Genomic DNA, 19,455 nt, shown 5'->3' with positions numbered 1-19,455 from the left:
GACGATTTGATTTCATCACTGCCCACGGACTCTATTCCTGGGTTCCGGACCACGTACGTCGAACCGTGCTCGACCTATATGCAAATTGCCTGGCGGAGAACGGCATCGGCTACATAAGCTACAACACATATCCGGGCTGCCATATCCGCCAAATGGTTGCCGGCATGATGAAATTCGCGGCTCGCGACGCCGCCGAACCGTTCGATGCCGTCGAGGACGCACTTGCAGCACTCGAATTTGTTGAACGAGCCTCCGAAAATGACAGCCTCTATCAGATGACGATCCGTCTCGAATTGCAGCAGACCGAAGAACGCTCGGCGGAGAACGTCTTTCACGATGATCTCGCTGAGATCAATCAGCCGTTCTATTTCTATGAGTTCGCAGCGGACATTGTCCGGCACGGGCTGCGTTACATTACCGACGCCGATCCGAGAATAAATGACCTTACGATGCTGCCTCAAGATGTTCGCAGCGAGCTGGACGCGGCATCATCAGACAGGATAGAACGTGAGCAATATATCGACTTTATCAAGGGCAGACGTTTTAGAAAATCGCTTGTAACTCATGCTGTATCGAAGGTTCTGGATGAGTCCGACGCAGAACGGATAAATTCGCTTTTCATCGCGTCGCAATTACGGCCAGATGATCCGTCGTCAGCACTGGACGATCAGACGCCGCTGAAATTCCACGCGCCGCAAGGCGGAATTGTCGAGCTTGATCATCCGCTGACAAAGTCACTGTTGGCGGGCCTGGCGGGCGAATGGGCAAGACCGAGGCTTGTCGAAAAAGAGCTTCGGCGGGCAGCGGAGCGTATTCACTCACAAGAGACGGGCACCGCTGATGCCCTGTCATTCATTTTGCGCCTTTATGAGTCGGGAACTGTTACGCTTTGCAGTTACGCAAATCAGATCGCCGTTACCGAGGTCAGCTCGGCTCCGAGGCTGAGCGCCTTTGCTCGGCATCAGATAGAAAATGATTCACGTGCTGTCATGACACTCTATAATTTGAATATCGACCCGGAACCGGAAACGATAAAGGTGTTGCTTTCGCTGCTTGACGGCAAGCGTACGGAAAATGAACTCTGTACCGCGATCAAAGAGATCTTTGAGGTCCCGGAAGATGAAAAAGACGCATTCGAGAGAGAGTTGCCGCAAATGATCCGTGCGAATCTTGAAAAGTTTGCCGCGCTGGGCCTTCTCGTCGGCTAGGCCTCGGCCTTGCAGCGAAAGATAAGGTCGATCACTTCCCGAACAGCTCCCTTCCCGCCTTTCTTTTGCGTTATGAAGTGAGCTCGTTCCTTCACAGGATCGACGGCATCATTAACGGCAACGGCAAAGCCGACCTTTTCGAAGACACAAAGGTCCGGCGTGTCATCGCCGATATATGCGGCATCTGCCGCATCGACAGCGGCGGCGGAAAGGATCCTAATAAGAGCTTCTGCTTTGTCGGATTGGCCTTGCTCGACAAAAGTGATGCCAAGCTGCTTTGCGCGAAGCTCAACGATCGGCGAGTTCCGGCCTGAAATAATACCCGAACGTGATCCGGTACGATGCCAATCGACGATCCCCTGTCCGTCGTGGACGTTAAATACCTTCAACGCCTCGCCGGCAGTATCAAAGTAAAGCCGGCCGTCGGTAAGGACGCCGTCGCAATCCATCAGCAGCAATTTGATACGTCGAGCACGCTGCTTGACCTTCTCATCAAGTGCCATTGATGATCGCCCTCATACGCCTAATTTTCGCATTCGGAAACTTGCCGGTCGCCTTAACTTGCTTGAGAAATGTGTTGGCGGCCGCTCGCGTCTTTCCCGCATATACACCGATGAAGGCAACGTGGTCGGGCATTCCGGCGTAATAATTCATGACCGGCTGAACGCAGCTCAGCGTAAAGACCTTGTTCTTCGGGAATAACGCCTGTGTCTCCAACCGTTCTGATGATCCGAAGATCGGATGCTCGCAATCGCCCCAATCGGCAGCCATCTTCTCCGTCTTTAGGATGATGCCGTAGAACCATGCAGATTCGAAAAATATGGGCCTCTTGCCTGTCTCGAACGGAAGCTCGAACGGCTCAAAATTCCCGCGCGACGCACATCGCGCCGTCGGATCGCCGCACACACGCTGAGCGAAAGCCTGAACGGACAGCATACCGAGGGCGGCAATTATTACAGTAACCGTTATGATCATTGATCTCTTCATATACGCGTCTCCGCCGTTACTATCTGGATTCGTACATATCGACCGACACGATCTTCCATGATGAGCCGATACGTTTTAGCCGATATACGATGAATTTACTTTCAGGGTCGCGAGTGAGCAGTTGAAGATCGACCAGAGTTTCGGCCAAAATCTCGCCATTCCCAAGCTCATCGACCTGCTTCAATTGGGTTGCCCATTTAACCGTTGAGCCGGCCATGCCGTTTGCGAATTTCACAGCATCGCCGGGAGCAAAAAGGGCGTCAAGATCGGCCTTCCGATTGCTGACGGCAACTCGGTCAAATTCGGTAAAGAATGCCTTGACCGCCGGATCGACAGGCGTATTAACACCAAGCTTATTGCGAAGATTTCTTGCCGCAAGCGATGCTCCATAATCCGCATCATCCATTATAGCGGCGGTCGCATAGGCTGCGGCTTGATCCTTCCTGCCTGCGGCAGCGGCAACCTCGCCCAGCCCGACGCTAGCCCAAGCAAGGCTTCTCGCCGTTGGAAGCTTTTCGTCCAAGATCATTTGAAATGTCTTCTCGGCATCAGCCATGCGGCCCATTGCGAGCTGCGCGCGACCGAGCAATGTACGCACGTCATCATTTTGGGGAAACTCGCGCAGGGCCGCAACGGCCGCGGCTTCCGCTCCGGGGTTATCTTTTTTATCGAACGCCCTCTTTACGGCAGCGATCGGATCACTGTCGCCGGATTCGCGCGGAGCGATATCATCAGAATAGTCGGTCTGCGGATAGATCTTTTCCGTATCGACCTCAACACGCTCTATCTTGCCCGCGGTCTTGAAGACGACCTGTCCGAAGTTTCCCGCCGGTATCGCAGCCTTTTCATCGAGCGTCTGTCCGTTCGCGAGCGTCGCCCGGACATTGACATTGACATCGAACGGCCCCGTATTACGCAATGCGCTCCGCACTTCGCCTCCCGATGCCTGCGGAAGTCCGATCAAAAGATTTGTTGTCGTAACGTCGTCGAGCAGAGCGTCCAATATTGCCTTATCGCTGCTGAACGCAAGCCTGAGATCGGCAAGGTCAAGCGTGCCGTTCTGCGAATTCGCCTTTAGCTGTCGTTCAAATTCCGCTTTTCCAATCTTGTTCGCGATCAAACGCCAGATAATCGCACCTTTATTCGCGACCGCCGAATAATAGAAATCGTCGAGCGGCGAGATACGCGTAAGAGGCCCGTCGCGTTTGGATATTGCCGCATAGGCGACACGCTGACGCAACCGCTCAACATCGGCCACATCCTTCCCGAACTTACTCTCCAAGAATTCATTCGCGAGATAGCGTGTCAAGCCTTCCTTTACAACACCGTAACCGTCGCCGCTCGTTGTCAGCGAGCCGCCGATCCATGTCCGCACTGCGGACTCGATGATGTTCATCGCCGTCAGCGCATCGACCTTCGGCCGCCGAAACACCGATTCATCTACCAAAACGACGCCGCCGCCTTGATAGCCGGCACCGCGTCTTACCGCAACGATCTTCAGCGGCACATCTGCGGGCTTGCCCAGATACCCGGAGGCGAATGTCAACGCCTCACGATAAAGCGCCGCAAGTTCGGCCGCTCGCTTTTGAGAATTAGGATAGCCTTTGGGGGCGTAAACCGTTACGCCGCTGCTTTCGGATACGTCCCAGCTTCCGACCGTGAAGAACGGCTGGCCGCTGATATTGAGCGAGTAAGCTCCGTTTGCGTATGCTCCTGCGGCAACCGCTGTGTAGCCGCCGATGCCGTTGACCTTGACCGTGACCGGAGCCGTATCCGGCCCGCGCCCAAGAAACCAACTGTTCGGCGTCGGATACCAATAACCCGTCGGCAGGAACTGCACGGTGCCGGGCGAGAGCGTTGATGAGGCAGTATTTTCCTTTACGGTGAGCTTATAGTTGACGGCCACCGTTACGATCCCGCCTGCGGGAACAGACGGCAGCCTTGTCAGATCGCGGTTCAGGCTGAAGCCCGGGCCGATCTTCTCTTCACTGCGTGTTGATTCGACCGTCGAACCGTTGATCGACATCGACGTGACCTCGACATTCGCACCGCTGCGGAGCGTGAGCTGCGAGGCCTGCCTGCCCGAAATATTCTTCAAAGTAAGCGTCGCTTTGACATTCATCGTCCTGTCGCGTTCGCCGGACGGCAGAGTCGGTTCGATCTCGTATTTTTGCACCTGCCACGTGATAAGAGTCCGCACTTCATTCTGTGCATAAATGGACAATGGCACCGTCAAAATCAGCGTAGCCGCGGCCGCGTAGAACAATGATCTAATCTGCATTTATTAACTCGTTGATCGCCTTTAATTTCGTAAGCAGCTTTTCGAGCCGTTCGAGCGGCAACTGGTTCGGTCCGTCGCTCGGCGCGCGTGCAGGGTCATCGTGTACTTCCATAAAGACCGCATCGACACCGCATGCTACGCCCGCACGTGCGAAGTATTCGATGTATTCTGATTGCCCGCCGGTTGCTTTGCCGAGACCGCCGGGAAGCTGCAGGCTGTGCGTTACATCAAAGCACACGGGTACGCTGAAGGAACGCATTACGGGAAATGAGCGCATATCGACGACGAGGTTATTATAGCCGAAGCTCGCACCGCGCTCGGTCATCATACTTCGCTGACAGCCCGCCGACCTGAGTTTTTCAACGATATTCCCCGCGTCCCAGGGCGACAAGAACTGTCCCTTCTTGACGTTGACCGCCTTTCCGGTATTTGCGGTGGCGACCAGGAGATCGGTCTGGCGGCACAGGAACGCCGGTATTTGAAGAATATCTGCAACCTCGGCGACCGTCTCTGCCTGCCAAGGCTCGTGTATATCAGTAACGATCGGCACGCCGAACTCATTCTTTACACTTTTTAGGACCGAAAGCCCCGCCTGCATACCGCCGCCGCGAAAACTCTCGATCGAACTGCGGTTTGCCTTATCGAACGACGATTTATAAACGAACTTAACGCCGGCATTATCGCACGCCTTTTTGATCCCGCGAGCCATAAGGAACGCGTGATCCTCCGATTCGACCACGCAGGGGCCGAGCAGGAAAACAAGTTCGCCGGTGCCGAACGGCACATTACCGACTTTGAATGAATTTTCAGCCATCAAAACGATCCTTAGGGCCTTCGAACTCTTCTTCGACCGCTGCCCTCTCGGGTAATTCTATCCGGTTATCAGCCGCAACATCGTGTTCGAGGTTCTCACTTCGAAGCTTGTTCCGCCAAGCTGCCTTTACGAACGCATCAAAGAGCCGATGCGGGGCAAGCGGCTTTGATCTGTATTCGGGATGAAATTGGCACGCAATAAAGAAAGGATGAGCGTCACGCGAAAGTTCGACGATCTCGACGAACCTTCCGTCGGGCGAAATGCCGCTGAAGATCATCCCTTCGCTTTCAAGCACACCGCGATATTCGGGGTTGAATTCGTACCGATGGCGGTGCCGTTCGTTGATCTCAGCCTCACCTCCATAGACCTCTCGAGCGAGTGAGCCTTCCTTCAAAGAGCAAGGCCAGCTTCCAAGCCGCATCGTGCCGCCAAGCTCATCGACGTCCACGAGATCTCGCAGCTTGAAGATGATGGGGAACGGCGTTTCTTCGTTGAACTCGGTCGAGTCAGCATCCTTCAAACCGCAGATGTTTCGTGCGAACTCGATACACGCGGTCTGCATTCCGAGGCAGATACCGAAATACGGTGTCCCCGAGCGCCGCGCATACTTGATGGCACGGAGCATTCCCGCAATGCCGCGTTTGCCAAAGCCGCCCGGCACAAGGATCGCATCAAAATCCTGAAGCTCGTTCTCATAGCCGTCCTTCATAAGCTCTTCAGATTCGATCCAACGCACATTCACCCGAAGATCGTTTGCTACGCCGGCATGCGTCAGGGCCTCGCGTAGCGATTTATAGCTATCCTCAAGTTCTACGTATTTTCCGACGATCGCGATGCGCACGCTGCCGCTGCTCGGGTCTTTTATGGTTGAAACAAGTTCACGCCATCGCGTGAGGTCAACATGCGGGAACCGCTCTTCCAAGTGCAGTGTGCTGACGATGAGGTCATCAAGGCCCTGCTCGTGAAATGCCAGCGGAACTTCATAGATCGTACCGACATCAAGTGCCGAGATCACCGCGTTCTCGTGAACATTGCAGAAAAGTGCGATCTTCTTCCGCAGATCGACCGAGAGCGGACGATCGCTTCGGCAAAGCAGAATGTCGGGTGCAATACCGATCTCACGCAGTTCACGTACACTGTGCTGTGTCGGCTTCGTCTTCAGTTCGCCCGCCGCCGCGATGTATGGTACGAGGGTTACATGCACGAATATCGCATTATTCCTGCCTTCCTCGTTGCCCATTTGCCTGATCGCTTCCATGAACGGCAGCGATTCGATATCGCCGACAGTTCCGCCGATCTCGACGATCAGGACATCGGGTTCGTGTTTGTCGGCAATGGTGCGAACCGCCGATTTGATCTCATCGGTAATATGCGGGATCACTTGGATGGTCTTGCCGAGATAATCGCCGCGGCGTTCCTTTTCGATCACCGAGAGGTAGATGCGGCCGCTTGTCCAGTTGTTGGCCTGCGAGAGCTTCGCATTGGTGAATCTTTCGTAGTGCCCGAGATCAAGATCGGTCTCCGCACCGTCGTCCGTAACATAAACTTCGCCGTGTTGGAACGGCGACATCGTCCCCGGATCGACGTTTATGTACGGGTCGAGTTTCATCATCTGCACGTGCAGTCCGCGCGACTCAAGCAGGCAGCCAATGGAACTTGCCGCCAGCCCTTTCCCCAAACTCGACACGACACCGCCGGTTACAAAGATGTATTTTGTCTTTTTTTCGATCATAACGGCTCCTTTGCTCCGTCGCCTTCGTCCTTCTTTTTCTGATAGCGGCCGTCCTTCATTTCCATGACCGCCTCCTTTGCTCTCGCGGCTGCCGGATCGACCGCATCTTGAAGCGCATTCACAAACACGCCTATCGTTCCCGGCCCGTCGGCTGCCCGACGCTCGAATTCATCAGCCGTGCTGACCCTCGGCTTTGACAAGACGCGCAAGCCGATAACAAGGCCGATAATTAGCAACCCGATAAAAACAGCACCAAACCACTCACCCATACTCGATCCCCGCGATCAGTCCATCAATTGACCGCATATCCGACAACGTAAGGCCTCGATGCGGCAAACAATATCCCGCGGTCGTCAAACGCCATACCGAACGCCTGCTGCGCGTCGAACGATCCCATCAATTCGCCATTCGTTTGATACGCCCATATCTTGCTCGTTTCGCTGAGGAATACTCTGCCTTTCGGGTCAACCGCGATCGAATTGACCGATGTCGGCTTGACCTTGAAACGATCAACGAACTTACCGTCGGCGGAAAATTTTGCCACATCGCCGCCGCTGCGCCCGACGGCGTATATCTCTTCGATACCGTTTACGGCAACAAAATCGAACCCGCTCTTTATGCCGGCTTTATCGGAAATACCTTTGAAAATCGCAAGGCGTTTAAGATCTTGGTCATAGATCGAGATGGTGTCGCTATCGACTGTTACGACCTTGCCATTCGGCATAACGGCGATATCCGAAACATTGCCCGAGCCGGCCTGCTTGAGTGCCTTGCCGGTCATTCCGTCAAATGATGCCAGGCCTCCGGCCAACGCGAGATAGACTCGGCCGTTCCTGCTCACGCCAAGCGCTCCGATGTAAGGGCTCTTATTGCCCGCCATCCATTGCGTAAGGAATTTTCCGGAACGGTCAAAGACCTGAACCCTGCCGCCTGAGTAGTCTGCCGAGTAAAGCTTGCCGTCGGCATCGACGCCGACTACACGATTATCATCAAAATATCCGGGCCCGACGCCTTGTCCGCCGATCCGCAAGATCTCATTCGCCATCGTCGTGCCGCCTGTGCTGAACGGCCCGCCGGTGACGCCCGAAAACTTTCCGACCGCCTTGTAAACCGTCCAAATAGCAGTGCCGACCCCGCCGATCGCCGCAAAGCTGCCGATAAGGAAAGGCAAAAGAGCGAGAATACCGACGAGACGTGCTCCCTTTCGAACGGCACGTTCATGATCACCGAGCTGCACAACGTGAATATCAGAAGTTTGAAACGCGACCGCTTGTCCGGCAGCCAACTTTTCAACGGCATCTTTCGCCGTACCAAGGTCTCCGCCAAGGGCTTCACGATAAAGCTTGATCGCATCCAGCTTCTGCCCGTTCCGTGCTAAACGAAGTATCTCCTTCAGCTTTTGAGCCTGCTCGACAAGGCCGTCAAAGCCGGCCATATCTTCGGTTACCATTCCCGGCGTATCAGAGGAGAGCTTGTTTCCGCAAAACTCGCACTCCTTGATGTGGCTCTCGTCAAACTTCAAGGGAGCTCCGCACGAAGGGCATTTAACTACATGGATCATGATACTTCGGTCTTTCGGATCTACCTCTGCTTATCCTAATATCTCACAAACGCGCTGAAGGTCCTGCTCGGTATCAACCGAAATGCTTGTTCCGGCAGCCTCGACAGCCTTGATGAACGCTCCGGTCTCAAGCGCCCTAAGTTGTTCGAGCATCTCGGCCTCTTCGAGCCGTGTCGGCGGCATCTTGGTGAATTCGAGTAAATATTCGCGGCGATAAACGTACAGCCCGCAGTGCTTATAAAGTCCGGCGATGCTACTGCCGCGGTTGCGCCTGAAAGGGATCGGCGAACGCGAAAAATACAAAGCACGGCCGCTCTGATCCATTACGAGCTTGACGACGTTCGGATCGACAAACTCGGCTTCGCTGCTTATAGGTTCAAACGCGGTGACGATATCCGGCCTGTCGTCGCCGAGCATTGCCGCAACTGCCCTATCAATGGTTTCGGGGGAGATCAGCGGTTCATCGCCCTGAATGTTAACCACAACAGCATTCGCCGGCAGCGATTCCGCAACCTCGGCGATCCGATCGCTGCCCGAACGATGCCGTTCGTCGGTCATGACCGCAGTACCGCCTGCCGCTTCAATAACGTCAAATATCTCTCTGCTGTCGGTAGCAACAATGGTTCGGGTAACGCTTTTCGCCTGCAGAGCCCTTTCAAGGGTGCGAATGATCAACGGCTTGCCAACGACATCGCGCAGCATTTTACCCGAAAGCCTCGTCGAAGCGAGCCGTGCCGGTATCACTGCATATACATTTTTTTGCGGATCGATGCCGTGTTGCTTCACGGGATTCTAGGTTATCGTTACTGACCCGAAAAGACAATTCGAGCAGGCGGAAAACTTGGCACGGGCGCCTCAATTAGCTACACTTTTTGGCGTGGATAATTCACTTCAGGCATCGCCCGATCTCGCGGAGCGGCAGTCGAATACACGTGCGGGGGCATCACCGCCGCACGGGCCGAACGATCCGCCGTGGGGCAGCGGTATCGCTCTGGCGGTTTGGATAGTGAGCGTATTGCTCATCGTCATCGTTCCAAGCATTTTTCTTGCGCCGTACGCGCTTATGCAGAATCCGCCGCTGCTCGACAATGCGCAGCTCGTAGAATTCGCAAAAAGCGACAAAACGGCCATTCTGCTGCAAGTGCTTGCCGTAATTCCGGCCCACGTCATTACACTTTTATTGGGCTGGATCGTAGTTACCCAATTTCGAAAGTATCCGTTTCGCGAGATGCTCGGCTGGAACTCCGGCGGGATGAAGTGGTGGCATCATATCGTCATCCTTGTTTTTTTCGGCGTAGTTGCCGCGGTCGTCAGTTCGTATTTCCCTGAGCAGGAAAACGACTTGACGCGAATGCTGAGAAGCTCGCAAGCGGTCGTCTTTGTCGTTGCATTTTTGGCGACATTTACCGCGCCGCTTGTTGAGGAACTTGTCTATCGCGGAATACTTTTCTCGGCTTTTCAGCGAACCATGGGTGTTTTTGCCGCGTTCATTGCGGTAACGTCGCTCTTCGCCATCATTCACGTACCTCAATATTATCCGAGTTGGTCAACCATCGGGCTGCTCTTTTTATTGAGCTTTATCCTTACGGGAATACGCATATACACCAAAAATCTTTGGCCGTGCATTGTGCTTCACACGCTTTTCAACGGCATCCAGTCGGTCGGGCTTGTCATCGCCGCGATCTACCCGAATGCTGAGAATACGGCCGCTCCGGCCTTTCTGCTGCACATTTTCAAATAAAAATAGAGGCGTACGGTAATGCACGCCTCCAGAATAATGCCTTGCTGATGCGATGCCGCTACGGCCGCTGTCGTGCTCCCGTATCATCGCTCTTGATAACAATGATCGGCGGCGGAATAAAGATCGGCGGGGCGCTTTGCCTTGTTCCGTTTCGGTCTTCGACAGGCAGATTGCGTATCGGATTATTCTGCCGTCCCGTCTCCTCAAGCCGAACGTACGGCGGTGCCGCATCATCCATGCCGCCTTGCCTTCCGGTTCGCGATCTTGTCCCGTAAGGATCGGGCGTGGTGCCGGGATTCGGATTCGGTATCGTTGGAGTTGTCGGCGTCGGCTGATAATAGATCGGCGGCAGGTTGTACCACCAAATGCTCGAGCCGTAGCCGTAACCATAAGGCGAATACCAATAGCGCCCGAACGGCAAGAAGCAGTTGCCGCCGAAGAACGGGTCAAATACCCAAACCCCGAACGAGTTCCACATTCCCCACCTGCCGCTGTCAAAAGCACTGATAAGCGAGGCGCGTACCGACTGATTCTTGAGCTTCGAGGTATTCTTCGCTATCAGTTTGCCCCGCTGTTTGCTCCACACCGCCAACTCATCCTTCTGATCGCGGTCAAACTTGGTAACTGATACCAGCGCACGGTCAATCGGGGTCATTCGGCCGCTTTTGACCTCAAGGCCGCTGACCATGGCGAGGCCGTCCCATACCTTCAACGATCCGGAGCCGTTCGCAGCCACATCAATGCGGTAGATGCCTGATTCAATGATCTTCGCTTGCCCCTTGGGCGTAAAGATCGTTACGGTAAAGTCTCTCGTTGCAAAGACCTCAAGCATCGCACTGCCGCGATCGACGTTGAGTTTAAGGTCATCGAGCGACGTGGTTCTGAAACTGAATCTTGAGTCAGCACCGAGCCGCAGATACGATCCGGGATTGAGCAAGACCTCTACACGGCCGTCGGCACCCGTTGCAACGCGGTCACCGACCTGAATACGGTCGCCTTTGAGCAGGCGGCCGCTCGTATGATCTTGCCGAACGATGGTTGCCGCACCCTCGGCAAAGTTCACTCCGCCGGCCTCGGCCGAGATCAAATAGTTATCACGGGTGCTGCTTTGTCCGAATGCGGCGATCGACAAGGTCGCAACCGCGACTGCCGCGAACAAACCACGAATTGTACTCTCAAACATATTGATCAGCCTCCTTTGCTGCGGTCGGGTTCTACACTCATGTTATGCACTTTACCGCAAAAACACAACCGATTTCCCGCTTTCTCTTTTGACGCAGGAAATGGCCGGACGGTTGGTAAATTTCTCGAACAACCCGAACCGCCCAACCGTACTCTAACAAGTGTCGCGGCAATTGCTGCGGCTGCCGGTGGGAATTATGGCGACGTTTCGCGATCCCGATAAATGTTTTGCCCCGCTCGAGGTGGTCGAGCGGCTGCTTGAGATACGCGTGGAGTCAGGCTATTGCGAATCGCTGTATCTTGACCGAACGGGTGAGTTGACCGATTTCTTTGACGCGTACGGCTTTGATATCTATGCGTTCTCGACGGGGAACAATAAATTTAAGTACGGCGACTACAGGACTCCGGTCGTTCCGGGCGGCGATACCGTCCATTGTTCACACACGGCGCATTAGTTCACTTTTCCTGACAACTGAAGACGCACGGAAGGTGTGGTGCCTAGTGCACTGCACCTTTCGGCTTTCTTAGACGGCTTTTACGACGAACAGCGTCGCATCATCGGGCAAAACCAACTGTTCCGAAAAATCTGCCACGCCTTTCCTCACATGATCGATAAGCCGGCGTGACGGCAGGTCGATGCCCTCCAGAATTCGGCTGACGAGCCGATCCCGACCGTATTCCTCACCGTTCGGGTTCATTGCTTCGGTAATGCCGTCGGTGTAAATGACCATTACCTGCCCGATCTCGAACCGTATGAAATGCTGGTGATATTTTGCATTCGGGAACATCCCGAGCGGCGTATCGCCGTACTCGACAAAGCGATATTCACCGTCAGGCTTTATCAGGAGCGGAGGATTGTGACCCGCGTTCGAGAATACGAAGGTGCGGTTGGTCGAGTCCAAAAGGCCGTAGATGGCTGTTATGAATTGATTGTCTTCGATCGAGTCCCAAAGAAGCTCGCTGACCTTAGATAACGCGATATGCGGAGCGTAACCGATCTGAACGCACGACCGGAGCGAAGCACGCAGGAACGCTATCAGCAAGGCGGCAGGTATCCCCTTGCCCACTGCATCCGCAACGATGATACCGAACTGATCGGTAAATACCTGTACCCAGTCGTAATAATCTCCTGAGACCTCATCGGTAGGAAAGATGTAAGCGCTCACATCAAAGCCCTTTACAACAGGGTCATTCGCGGGCAGCAGTTCAAGCTGAACCTGGCGTGCGACCTCGAGCTGGGCCTGCAAGCGTTTCTTTTCGACGACCTCGTCATGCAGCCTTACCTTTTCTATGATGATAGCTACCTGCGAACTTAGCATCTGCAAGACTTGAAGGTCGTCATCGTCATAGGCATTCAACCGATCGCTTTCGAGGTCGAACACACCGATTACCCTGTCATTTGAAATGATCGGTGCGAGCATTTCCGATCGCGTCAATTCCCTCGCGGCGAAATATCGCGTATCTTCGGCAACGTTCGGTGATATCAGCGGTTTGCCCGTTTGCGCAACCGTGCCGAGAAAGCCTTCGCCGAGCCTTAGCCGCGGTTCGATCAGGTCGAAACTGAGCTGATAGCCTCTAATAGCCTTTGATTTGAAGATGTAAGGGCTTGCCGGGTCGGTGCTGATATCGATCAGATAAATTCCCGCAGCATCGTACGGCAGGAGCGATCCGAGCGTATCCATCACGAGATTCAGCACCTCATCGAGGTCGAGCGAGCGGCTGATCGTCTTTGTGATATCAAGCAGCATCCGCAGCTTATCAATAGGCGAAAGCCGCTCATCGTCATAGAAATTGTTGTCAGATCCTTCCATCCGCGTAAGGGAAAGCGGCATTATACACCTTGCGGACTGTCGCCGCTGAATACGTTCTCAGAATATTCCTTCCAAAGGCGTGATATCTTAATGCGAAACTCGACGAGAGCGGAGCTTACGCCATAATGCCTTGCGATCTGACGTATCGTTTTGCCCTCAAATACCATGCGTCGAAGTCCGGTGTAGGGCACGAGCGCCGCAGCACCGGTGGAATACGCCTCTTCTTCGATCGCGTGATCATAGTCGCGGGTTTTTGCTGTCGAGCCGTCCGATGCTTTTACTGCGAGTTCATTCGGCTTATGGCCGAGGAACACATGGCTGATCTCTTCCATAAGCGTTGCCGCGTGGCGGTTGGAACCGTGCGTCGGGTTGAGTATTATCAGTTTGCGCCCGTCGGGCAGCACCTTTGACGCGGCTCCGCCCGACCAATCGTCCTTTCCGGCACCCAGAAGCTGCTCTCTCGCTGCTTCACTCAACCCTTTGATCTGATCCAGCGACACAATAAGCAGGTTCGCGTAGCGTGCCAATTCGAACGGATCGAGCCGCTCGGCATCGCTGCGGAGTCCCGCAAATTCACGAAGGCCGCGGGCACGTAATTCGTACCTGCGGCCTTTATCGGTTGGCGGATAGCTGTCGAAATTCACATCCCTCGGCTAAACGACCTTATACTCAGAATCGACCTCTTCATCGGAAAGAGCAACGCGATAACTGTCCTGCTGCTTCTGCTTGGTAATGAGCAGATCATCCTTGGTCTTCAAAAGGTCGGCGCGGCTGTAAACCGAGATCTCGAAATTATAGCCGTGCGTGATCGCATCCTTTGGGCAAGCCTCGACACAGTAGCCGCAAAAAATGCAGCGGCCGTAGTCGATGTTATAGACCTTAGCATAGCGCTCGTCGCGGCCGATCCGCTCCTCGTAAGGACGCGGATCCTCTTCGGCCTCGATGTAAATACAGTTGGAAGGACAGGCCGCCGCGCATAGATAACAGGCAACGCACTTTTCCTTGCCGTTCTCATCGACGTGAAGGAGATGCTGACCGCGATAACGCGGCTGGACAGTAACGGGTACATCCGGATACTGCACCGTCCATTTCTTTCGCGGGATCTCCTCAAGCGTACGTTTCATACCCTTGATGACCGCGATCGTCGAGCCGATAACATCCGAGACTAAAGCCATAACCAAACAACCACCTTCCCTAGAACTTGACGGCGAGAATGCCTGCTATGTACAGGATAACAACAATAATGTTGCCGATAAACCCGAGAACGCCCGTTATCATTCCGACAAGCGCAAGCCCGGCACCGCCATAGTTAACCGGATCATTCTTTGCTTTTCCGCGGGCCATAAAGCCCATTATCACACCGGCCGGCCCGGTCAGTATCGAAACGCAGCAAAGACAACTCAAGATACCGCAGATCATTGAGGCTAAAGCCAGGCCTTTGCTCTGAACCGCACCCGTATCTGACGTCGGCGTCATCATCTGACCGGCATCCGGAACCGGATCCTTTTGCGGATACGGGAAAGGCGGCGGCGCCGCTTCGACATGCGGCTGCGGCTGTTCATTCACGATCATCGGCGGAGCGACATCCTCCACAAAGGGCGGAGCAGGCGGCTCTACGGCCACTGACTGAACCGGCGAAGTACCAAGGCTTTCTGCCGTTTCAAAATTATCGCCGGGAGCCTGTATCGGTGTGCTGCTTTGCGGGGCAAAAGGCGACGGCGGCGGCGGCGGACTGGTCGGGACCGAACTTTCTATGAAAGGAGGCGGAGCCGGAACGGCATCAGGCACCTCCATTTGTACATCATCGTTCGCCGCAGCATCCATACTCTGACGGATCTCGGACTCGGAGATGTACATCGTCCTGAGCGGATCTGCCGCTTCAGGCATTTCAAGCATCTCCTCAGGCTCGGCAATCGGCTTCTCGACCTCAGGAAAAGGCGCGATCGCAGTTGCGGCCTCAAGCGGATCGATCGCCGGTGTCTCCGGCTCGACCGTATCTTTAGGCTCCACGGGAATGCCCGCAGGGGCGACGATAGTCGCGTACGGATCGAACACCGGAGCATCATCAACAAGCGAAGTGCCGTCAACTTGGCAGAACCGCATCGAGTCTTCGAAGGTCTTATCGCACGTAGGGCATCGTTTCATAGATTTACACGTTCACGGACAAAATTGGTTTGGAAAATCGAATGTATTCTACACCCATTTGCCCGCCGAAAAAAGGCCGCCGATCCGCCATCGATGCTGTTTCGGAACCGGAACCACGTTCATTCAGCCTAAACCAACTCAAGTTTACTGAAAAAATACGCGATCTCGATCGCCGCATTCTCATCGGAGTCGGAACCGTGCACGGCATTCTCGCCGATCGAGGTCGCAAAATCCTTGCGGATGGTGCCCTCAGCAGCCTCAGCCGGATTTGTCGCACCCATGAGTTCACGCCATGCCGGCACTGCATTATCCTTCTCAAGCGCCATCACAATGCAGGGCCCTGACGACATAAAGTCGCAAAGTTCATCAAAAAAACCTTTGCCCGCGTGCACGGCATAGAAACCCTCGGCCTGCTTTCGCGTCTGATGTATCAATTTCATTCCGCGGATACCAAAACCCGCACCGAGAATGCGTGAAATTATCTGCCCTTGTTTCCCGGCCCGAACGGCATCGGGCTTAATTATTCCAAATGTTAAGTTGTTCATTTAATCTTCTAGTCTTCCAAATTTATGTGATCGGATGCGGCGGGATCGCCGACCTTAATTTAACTTCGATACACTGTTGTGAAGCAAACGGCACCCGTTGATCTTTCAGTATCACCTTTTTGTAACTATCAGCCTTGATCCTTATCTTATAGACCCCGTTCACCATCTCGGTATCAACCCTGCCTTCGTCATTTGCAATAAGTTCGACCATACCTTGCGATGCAGACCTTGAAATAGGAATAAAGGCAACCTTAGACTTTGGGATCGAGGCTCCGTATTCGTCTAGTACAACCACACAGATCTGCGATCGTTCTTGAGCAGACGCCACCAGAGCGAATAAAAAAACATCGCAGCCAAAAGAATACCCTTTACGATGTTATGGACCCCGCCCAAATCAAATCCAGCTCCCTAAACAATTGTTCGCAAACTTGCACTCTCCAGCCCGTTACGTCCCGGCGGTGATACAAGTTTTTTATTTCCGTCGCCAGGTTTCCTCACCTCAACAGTTATGTCTGGTATTACAGCCCCATTAGAATCATAAATCGTCCCTGTCAATTTCGATGTATTGACCGACTATGCATTCACACAAAAAGCAAGGACAATCAAACAACCGATCGATACAATAATTTCATAGCTCACCTCGACTAAACAATCCGTCGAAATCTATGCCTTCCGGCTTCGATGACAACAAACGCGTTTCGCAGTTCGTCCTCGGTATAGCTATTTAGAACTCGGTCAAGTTCACTATGTACTTCATTACGGTTCGACGGAAGCATCCGTAGATAAACAACCCCAACACGAATTTTACGAATATATACCAAATTACCGTAATCTCTATCTCAGGTTACAAAAATACGCCCCAATTCTGCGGCTTTGCGAAGGTTTTCTTCATCTTCGGCGGTGGCCATTCCCAGTTCTGAGACCTTTAGAACATCATGACCAAACTCACTGAGGAAGCAAATAGTCACATCATAAACATCCTGGTCGAGAAGAAGTTTCATGCACTGATTCTGATGTCCTCCGCTGAAATAAGCGAGATCGCATAATCAACGCAAGCCCGTATATCGTCATCGGTCAGATCAGGATAAAAATCTCGCTTGATCTCATCGAACGAAAGCCCTTCGTTGATGAGTTCCAACACATTCTGGACTGTTATTCTTGTGCCAGCAACCGTTGGTTTTGCAAAATGTATTTTGGCATCAACGGTTATTCGCTCGTTCATAGATCAAACCTCACTATGCTGCTGCCCCCGAGCCTAAAACCTCGACAATCGCCCGGCCGATATCTGCAGGCGAATTCACTACACGAATGCCGGCGGCGGTCAATGCATTCATCTTTTCGGCTGCGGTTCCTTTGCCGCCCGAAATGATCGCACCGGCGTGGCCCATGCGGCGGCCGGGCGGGGCGGTTTGGCCTGCAATAAATGCAACGATCGGCTTTGTAACGTTGTCTTTTGCGTACGCCGCCGCATCTTCCTCAGCGGTTCCGCCGATCTCGCCGATCATAACGATAGCATCGGTCTCGTCATCTGCCTGAAACAGTTTCAGTGCGTCTGTATGCGTCGTGCCGATTATAGGATCACCGCCGATGCCGATCGCACTCGATTGTCCGAGGCCGAGGGCGGTCAATTGGCCGACAGCTTCGTAAGTGAGCGTACCGGAACGCGAAACGACGCCGATGTTGCCTTCCTTATGGATGTGCCCGGGCATAATGCCGATCTTGCATTTTCCCGGCGAGATGATTCCGGGGCAGTTCGGGCCGATAAGCCTCGTCGAACGCGAGCCGAGATATTCTTTAGCCTTGACCATATCCGCGACGGGAATGCCTTCCGTGATGCACACAACGAGCGGCAGCCCCGCGTCGGCGGCCTCCATGATCGCGTCGGCGGCAAATGCCGGCGGCACATAGATCACCGATGCGTTCGCTCCGGTTTCCTTTACAGCGTCGGCGACCGTATTGAATACCGGCACGCCTTCATGCGTCGTTCCGCCCTTTGCCGGCGTAACACCGCCGACGACGTTCGTTCCGTAATCCCGCATCTGAAGCATATGGAATGTGCCTTCCTTGCCGGTGATGCCCTGTACTATCAAGCGCGTATCTTTATTGACCAGAATTGCCAAGCTATCCTCTCCTAAAAACCGAGATCGTTAAAACAAGCAAGAGTATAACAGAGAGCTATTCGGTGTCGAAGACGCGCGCGAAATTTCTGGCCACGGCCGCATCATCAAAAGTGCGTCTCTATGAAATGCTGAATTGCGGTTCCGCAGCTAGAATTTAACGAATTCATCCACGGCGTGATCGCCCGACGAAGCGTCGGTTTGACCGTGTTCTTCGGGTTCTTTCGCTTCGATGATGGGGACAGGGGCCTTTATTTTGATCTCAGGACTATCTTCTTTAGGCATTGAGTTAGGCACATCGAACTTAGTAACCGGAAACTCATAACCGTCAAATTGCAAATGTATCAACGGCGGGTCGCCTTCCCTGCGTCCTTCACTGCGCCCCTTTACAACAGCCATTGAGTAGAAATCATGATCCTTACTGCTGATCTTCACGCGGTCTCCGACCGCTACGTCAAGCGGCCCCCAGACGGCCAGGCCTCCGCGGCTGATGTCACGCGTGAAAAGCTCCGCCTTATGGGATGTCCGTGTTGCCTCATCACGGACCGCAATCGTAACCGGGACACGCCGCCAAAATCTCGCGTGCTTCCTGGCGTGAAAGGCATTCTCCGATTCTTTGATCCGCCACAGGCCGGTCTCATCAAGACCCGTTATGTAATAACACTGCGTCGGGTCCGCCTTAAAACTCTCGGGCTGTATCTTGCCGATGAACGCGACACCGGTGTGGAAGACAGGAGTTCCGTCGAGATCGGACTCGATGCAGTTCTGCACGATCGCCATAACGGGATAGACATCCGCTCCGTGATCGTAAACACGGAGCTCGTCCGGCATCTGCATTACAAGCGAAAGAAGTCTTCCAATGGGCCATCGTCTTGACAGGATCAGTGAAGCTCCGTTCTTTGAGACAATGGAAACATCCGTCATTTCACGGGTTATTTCCGTATCGTTTTCGCGATACATCACTATGGTTGCCACCTGTTTGGAGGAACGCTCGTGCTGTCTCGCTTCAACACCGGATGGCGTCATACGAATCGGGGCCTTCGGCCCGTCGAAGTCCCGGTCAGTAGAAGTTGACGCATCAATCATATTTTCTTTGTTATCAACCGCATCTGAGCCGGCAGAACGTGGGGTATTCTTCCTATTTTTCATCAATTATAAGTTATGGTTTTATATATCGGCTCCGCCGGACGCAAAGCATGATACACAGCGAAACACCCGAACGATGATCACTGTCGGCTCCGGTGCGGAGAAATCTCTTTACTACAAGAAACGAGGCTGATTACGGGAAAGCCACCATTCAAATTAGATAATGATTGAGAGCGGAAACTCAA

21 protein-coding genes and 1 pseudogene (1 of these 22 only partly in view) are annotated in these 19,455 nt (G+C 53.7%); 3 read left to right on the top strand and 19 right to left on the bottom strand.

Annotated features, from left to right (window positions below):
* Positions 1 to 1,208: the 3' portion of a methyltransferase regulatory domain-containing protein gene (locus HS105_04995; protein MBE7515957.1), read on the top strand. The gene continues 325 nt to the left of window position 1, outside the view; only the last 1,208 of its 1,533 coding nucleotides appear in the window; the start codon falls outside the window, past its left edge; its stop codon occupies positions 1,206 to 1,208.
* On the opposite strand, the gene HS105_04990 is transcribed toward HS105_04995, so the two are convergent.
* The 8 genes from HS105_04990 to kdsB are packed head-to-tail and all read right to left on the bottom strand — an operon-like array spanning position 1,205 to position 9,354.
* A complete protein-coding gene (locus HS105_04990) occupies positions 1,205 to 1,711 on the bottom strand; it encodes an HAD hydrolase family protein (protein MBE7515956.1) in 507 nt (168 codons plus the stop codon). The two genes, HS105_04995 and HS105_04990, sit on opposite strands and share 4 nt — an antisense overlap.
* Positions 1,701 to 2,195 carry a hypothetical protein gene (locus tag HS105_04985; GenBank protein MBE7515955.1) on the bottom strand — a complete coding sequence of 165 codons (495 nt, stop codon included), beginning with the start codon at positions 2,193 to 2,195 and terminating at the stop codon, positions 1,701 to 1,703. The genes HS105_04990 and HS105_04985 overlap by 11 nt, the downstream gene beginning before the upstream one ends.
* A gap of 19 nt (positions 2,196 to 2,214) precedes the next feature.
* Positions 2,215 to 4,476, bottom strand: a complete 2,262-nt coding sequence (locus HS105_04980) for a tetratricopeptide repeat protein (GenBank protein MBE7515954.1) — start codon at positions 4,474 to 4,476, stop codon at positions 2,215 to 2,217.
* Complete coding sequence (gene kdsA, locus HS105_04975) at positions 4,466 to 5,290, bottom strand: 3-deoxy-8-phosphooctulonate synthase (protein MBE7515953.1); 825 nt, start codon at positions 5,288 to 5,290, stop codon at positions 4,466 to 4,468. The genes HS105_04980 and kdsA overlap by 11 nt, the downstream gene beginning before the upstream one ends.
* Positions 5,283 to 7,022 (bottom strand): CTP synthase, encoded by a 1,740-nt coding sequence (locus tag HS105_04970; protein MBE7515952.1) that lies wholly within the window; start codon positions 7,020 to 7,022, stop codon positions 5,283 to 5,285. The genes kdsA and HS105_04970 overlap by 8 nt, the downstream gene beginning before the upstream one ends.
* Positions 7,019 to 7,291: a hypothetical protein gene (locus HS105_04965; protein MBE7515951.1), complete on the bottom strand. Its 273-nt coding sequence runs from the start codon at positions 7,289 to 7,291 to the stop codon at positions 7,019 to 7,021. The genes HS105_04970 and HS105_04965 overlap by 4 nt, the downstream gene beginning before the upstream one ends.
* Positions 7,292 to 7,314: 23 nt before the next feature.
* Positions 7,315 to 8,583 (bottom strand): hypothetical protein, encoded by a 1,269-nt coding sequence (locus HS105_04960; GenBank protein ID MBE7515950.1) that lies wholly within the window; start codon positions 8,581 to 8,583, stop codon positions 7,315 to 7,317.
* 30 nt (positions 8,584 to 8,613) lie between these two features.
* A complete protein-coding gene (gene kdsB / locus HS105_04955) occupies positions 8,614 to 9,354 on the bottom strand; it encodes a 3-deoxy-manno-octulosonate cytidylyltransferase (protein ID MBE7515949.1) in 741 nt (246 codons plus the stop codon).
* Between the two features lie 106 nt (positions 9,355 to 9,460).
* Here kdsB and HS105_04950 point away from each other — a divergent pair, with 106 nt between their 5' ends.
* Entirely contained in the window at positions 9,461 to 10,324 is an 864-nt protein-coding gene (locus tag HS105_04950; GenBank protein MBE7515948.1) for a CPBP family intramembrane metalloprotease, read from the top strand.
* Positions 10,325 to 10,382: 58 nt separating this feature from the next.
* Here the strand turns inward: HS105_04950 and HS105_04945 are convergent, their stop codons facing one another.
* A complete protein-coding gene (locus tag HS105_04945; protein MBE7515947.1) occupies positions 10,383 to 11,507 on the bottom strand; it encodes a FecR domain-containing protein in 1,125 nt (374 codons plus the stop codon).
* 196 nt (positions 11,508 to 11,703) lie between these two features.
* Here HS105_04945 and HS105_04940 point away from each other — a divergent pair, with 196 nt between their 5' ends.
* Positions 11,704 to 11,961 carry a hypothetical protein gene (locus tag HS105_04940; protein MBE7515946.1) on the top strand — a complete coding sequence of 86 codons (258 nt, stop codon included), beginning with the start codon at positions 11,704 to 11,706 and terminating at the stop codon, positions 11,959 to 11,961.
* A gap of 69 nt (positions 11,962 to 12,030) precedes the next feature.
* On the opposite strand, the gene HS105_04935 is transcribed toward HS105_04940, so the two are convergent.
* The 10 genes and pseudogenes from HS105_04935 to HS105_04890 all read right to left on the bottom strand — a co-directional run bounded on the left by HS105_04935 (position 12,031) and on the right by HS105_04890 (position 19,084).
* Positions 12,031 to 13,338, bottom strand: a complete 1,308-nt coding sequence (locus tag HS105_04935) for a SpoIIE family protein phosphatase (GenBank protein MBE7515945.1) — start codon at positions 13,336 to 13,338, stop codon at positions 12,031 to 12,033.
* Entirely contained in the window at positions 13,338 to 13,961 is a 624-nt protein-coding gene (locus tag HS105_04930; GenBank protein ID MBE7515944.1) for an ImmA/IrrE family metallo-endopeptidase, read from the bottom strand. The genes HS105_04935 and HS105_04930 overlap by 1 nt, the downstream gene beginning before the upstream one ends.
* A gap of 9 nt (positions 13,962 to 13,970) precedes the next feature.
* On the bottom strand, positions 13,971 to 14,492 hold the full coding sequence (locus tag HS105_04925) for an NADH-quinone oxidoreductase subunit I (protein ID MBE7515943.1): 522 nt from the start codon (positions 14,490 to 14,492) through the stop codon (positions 13,971 to 13,973).
* Positions 14,493 to 14,511: 19 nt separating this feature from the next.
* A complete protein-coding gene (locus HS105_04920; protein MBE7515942.1) occupies positions 14,512 to 15,462 on the bottom strand; it encodes a DUF4190 domain-containing protein in 951 nt (316 codons plus the stop codon).
* A 128-nt stretch (positions 15,463 to 15,590) separates the two neighbouring features.
* The gene (ndk, locus tag HS105_04915; protein MBE7515941.1) at positions 15,591 to 16,007 is read right to left on the bottom strand and encodes a nucleoside-diphosphate kinase; all 417 of its coding nucleotides are present in this window, start codon (positions 16,005 to 16,007) and stop codon (positions 15,591 to 15,593) included.
* Between the two features lie 22 nt (positions 16,008 to 16,029).
* On the bottom strand, positions 16,030 to 16,302 hold the full coding sequence (locus HS105_04910; GenBank protein MBE7515940.1) for a hypothetical protein: 273 nt from the start codon (positions 16,300 to 16,302) through the stop codon (positions 16,030 to 16,032).
* A 349-nt stretch (positions 16,303 to 16,651) separates the two neighbouring features.
* Positions 16,652 to 17,008, bottom strand: a pseudogene (locus HS105_04905) (DUF5615 family PIN-like protein).
* A complete protein-coding gene (locus tag HS105_04900; protein MBE7515939.1) occupies positions 17,005 to 17,229 on the bottom strand; it encodes a DUF433 domain-containing protein in 225 nt (74 codons plus the stop codon). The pseudogene HS105_04905 and the gene HS105_04900 overlap by 4 nt, the downstream one beginning before the upstream one ends.
* 13 nt (positions 17,230 to 17,242) lie before the next feature.
* Entirely contained in the window at positions 17,243 to 18,127 is an 885-nt protein-coding gene (gene sucD, locus HS105_04895) for a succinate--CoA ligase subunit alpha (GenBank protein MBE7515938.1), read from the bottom strand.
* Positions 18,128 to 18,274: 147 nt separating this feature from the next.
* Positions 18,275 to 19,084 carry a PilZ domain-containing protein gene (locus tag HS105_04890; protein MBE7515937.1) on the bottom strand — a complete coding sequence of 270 codons (810 nt, stop codon included), beginning with the start codon at positions 19,082 to 19,084 and terminating at the stop codon, positions 18,275 to 18,277.
* Positions 19,085 to 19,455 lie beyond the last annotated feature (371 nt).

It is taken from the genome of Chloracidobacterium sp., from assembly GCA_015075585.1.
In the GTDB taxonomy this organism is placed as follows: domain Bacteria; phylum Acidobacteriota; class Blastocatellia; order Pyrinomonadales; family Pyrinomonadaceae; genus OLB17.
Note: the sequence above shows the minus strand (reverse complement) of the source record. Positions and strands in the feature narration are given on the sequence as shown.